The following is a 3410-nucleotide window of genomic DNA, read 5'->3' on the forward strand; positions in this document are numbered from 1 at the left end:
CGTATCCACCGTGCTGCTGCTGGCCGGTACGGCCGTGCTGTCGGGCGTCCTGCACTGGGCGCGGACCCGCGCGGACAACCCTTACCCCACCGAGTGGTTCACCCCGGAGGTCTTCGCCACCACGGGCATCGCACCGGCCGCCCACCTGCTGTTCGGCCTGTCTGCCGGGGCACTCACCGGACTGCTGGTCCGCCGCACCGTTCCGGCCCTGGCCGTCTCCACGGCCGTCACCGGCGCGGTGATCGCCGCCTTCGCCTTCTTCCGCGGCGGACTGTGGCCCACACGCACGCTGACCGGCCAGAATCTTGACGTGGGCGCGGGCATCTGGTGGGTGGAGGTGGGCGACCTCACCCGCGGCGGCGAGCGCCTGTCACCCGACGGGTGTTCCCAGGCCGTGTCCGAGCGGGACCGGCTCCAGTGCCTGGCGGACCGGGACATCACCGGCCACTACCTCGACTACCACCCGGCCTCGCACTTCTGGCCCCTGCAACTCGTCGAGACCGGCATCCTCCTCGCCCTCGCCGCCCTGGCCCTCACCCTCGCCTTCCGGGTGCTGCGCCGCCGCCACGGCTGACCGGACCGCCCCGCCCGGGTTCCGGGTTCCGGGGGGATCCCGGAACCCGGGCGGGGAAGCAGAGAAACGTGCACAGACCACGGGACTGCACCGCAGCCGCACCGATCCCCGTAGGTCATGTCATCGTCACCGACCGTTCAGACGACCTTGGGACCCTCGGGGGATGCAGCCAGCTGTGCCCGCCCCCCGCACCGGGAGAGACCGGGGCTCACCGCCCGCTCCCGCCTCCTCCGCGCTTTCCGGCGGCTCCGACGCGCCTGAGGAGCCGCACACGCGGAAGAATAGGTCCATGAGCCAGCAGCCCAGCTCCGAGGTCCCCGCCCCGCCCGCCCAGCCGTCGGTCGGCTCCCTCGCCGCCCACCGGCCCCACGCCGTCGCCGGCTCCTCGGTGCCCACGGGCCTGTCGACCGCCTCCGACCTGGCCCCCGACCTGGACAACGACCCGGACACGTACGAGCCGGACAGCGAAGGGAACGAACTTCCGCAGGGCCGTTTCCTGGACCGTGAACGCAGTTGGCTCGCGTTCAACGAACGGGTGCTGGAACTCGCCGAGGACCCCGCCACCCCCCTCCTGGAGCGGGCCAACTTCCTCGCGATCTTCGCCTCGAACCTGGACGAGTTCTTCATGGTCCGGGTGGCCGGCCTCAAGCGCCGCATCGCCACCGGGGTCGCCACCCGCTCCGCGTCCGGCCTCCAGCCCCGCGAGGTCCTCGACCTCATCTGGAACCGTTCACGCGAACTCATGGCCCGGCACGCCGCCTGCTACCAGCAGGACGTGGCACCCGCCCTGTCCGACGAGGGCATCCAGCTGATCCGCTGGCCCGAGCTGACCGAGAAGGAACAGGCCCGCCTCTTCACCTTCTTCCGGCAGCGGGTCTTCCCCGTGCTGACCCCGCTGGCCGTGGACCCGGCACACCCCTTCCCGTACATCTCCGGCCTCTCGCTCAACCTCGCCGTCGTCGTACGCAACCCGGTCAGCGGCCACCGCCACTTCGCCCGGGTCAAGGTGCCGCCGCTGCTGACCCGCTTCCTGGAGGCATCCCCGCAGCGCTACGTCCCGATCGAGGACGTCATCGCCGCCCACCTCGAAGAGCTCTTCCCGGGCATGGAGGTCCTCGCCCACCACATGTTCCGCGTCACCAGGAACGAGGACCTGGAGGTCGAGGAGGACGACGCGGAGAACCTCCTCCAGGCACTGGAGAAGGAACTCATGCGGCGCCGCTTCGGCCCGCCGGTCCGGCTGGAGGTCGAGGAGTCCATCGACCCGTACGTCCTCGACCTGCTCGTACGCGAACTGAAGATCTCCGAGACCGAGCTCTTCGCGCTGCCCGGACCGCTCGACCTCACCGGGCTGTTCGGCATAGCGTCCCTGGACCGGCCCGAGCTGAAGTACCCCAAGTTCGTCGCCGGCACCCACCGCGACCTCGCCGAGGTCGAGTCCGCCTCCGCACCCGACGTCTTCGCCGCCCTGCGCGAACGCGACGTGCTGCTGCACCACCCGTACGACTCGTTCTCCACCTCCGTCCAGGCCTTCCTGGAACAGGCGGCGAGCGATCCGGACGTCCTCGCCATCAAGCAGACGCTGTACCGGACCTCCGGTGACTCCCCGATAGTGGACGCCCTCATCGACGCCGCCGAGTCCGGCAAACAGGTCCTCGTCCTCGTCGAGATCAAGGCCCGCTTCGACGAGCAGGCCAACATCAAGTGGGCCCGCAAGCTGGAGGAGTCCGGCTGCCACGTCGTCTACGGCCTCGTCGGCCTCAAGACCCACTGCAAGCTCTCCCTCGTCGTCCGCCAGGAGGGCGACACCCTGCGCCGCTACTCCCACGTCGGCACGGGCAACTACCACCCCAAGACGGCCCGGCTGTACGAGGACCTCGGCCTGCTCACCGCCGACCCCCAGGTCGGCGCGGACCTCTCCGACCTCTTCAACCGGCTCTCCGGCTACTCCCGCCGCGAGACCTACCGCCGGCTGCTGGTCGCCCCGAAGTCCCTGCGTGACGGACTGATCGCCCGCATCAACAAAGAGATCACCCACCACCGCTCCGGGCGCCCGTCCTACGTCCGCATCAAGGTCAACTCCATGGTGGACGAGGCGATCATCGACGCCTGCTACCGGGCCTCCCGGGCCGGGGTGCCGGTCGACATCTGGGTACGCGGCATCTGCGCGCTCCGCCCCGGCGTCCCCGGGCTCTCCGAGAGCGTCCGGGTCCGCTCCGTCCTCGGCCGCTTCCTGGAACACTCCCGCGTCTTCGCCTTCGGCAACGGAGGTGAACCCGAAGTCTGGCTGGGCAGCGCGGACATGATGCACCGTAACCTCGACCGCCGGATCGAGGCGCTGGTACGCGTCACCGATCCCGCCCACCGGGCCGCCCTCAGCCGACTCCTGGAGACCGGCATGTCCGACACCACCTCCTCCTGGCACCTCGGCCCCGACGGTGACTGGACCCGGCACTCCACGGACGCGGACGGCCAGCCGCTGCGACACGTACAGGAGATGCTCATCGACGCCCGGAGGCGCCGGCGTGCGACACCCTGACCAGCAGACGGCCACGACCCGCTCCGCGGCCTCCGTCCTCGCGCCCTACCTGCACGAACAAGCCGCCGCCTTCCTGCGCGGCCTGCGCCTGCACCGCGAGCACAGCGCCCCCACGGACGCCGGCGCGCACGGCACCGAGGAGGCCGCCGCCGCCCTGCGCCACACGGCGCACCGGATCAGCGGCACCCTGCGCACCTTCCGCACGGCGCTCGACCCGGGCTGGGCCGACCACCTCCGTACGGAGCTGGCCTGGCTCTCCGGCACCCTGGCCCGCGAACACGCCTACGCCGGCCGGCT

Annotated in this window: 2 protein-coding genes and 1 pseudogene; all 3 read left to right on the forward strand. The window is 71.2% G+C overall.

Annotation, left to right across the window (positions count from 1 at the left end):
- Window positions 1–574 (forward strand): annotated as a pseudogene (locus IH13_RS0117830) (hypothetical protein); the annotation flags it as partial.
- 289 nt (window positions 575–863) lie between these two features.
- Window positions 864–3113, forward strand: a complete 2250-nt coding sequence (locus IH13_RS0117835) for an RNA degradosome polyphosphate kinase (protein ID WP_031085617.1) — start codon at window positions 864–866, stop codon at window positions 3111–3113.
- Window positions 3100–3410 (forward strand): CHAD domain-containing protein (locus IH13_RS0117840; protein ID WP_037841669.1); only part of this gene is annotated, 311 nt, incomplete at its 3' end. The genes IH13_RS0117835 and IH13_RS0117840, both read left to right, overlap by 14 nt.

It is taken from the genome of Streptomyces sp. NRRL WC-3549, from assembly GCF_000721935.1.
In the GTDB taxonomy this organism is placed as follows: Bacteria; Actinomycetota; Actinomycetes; order Streptomycetales; family Streptomycetaceae; genus Streptomyces.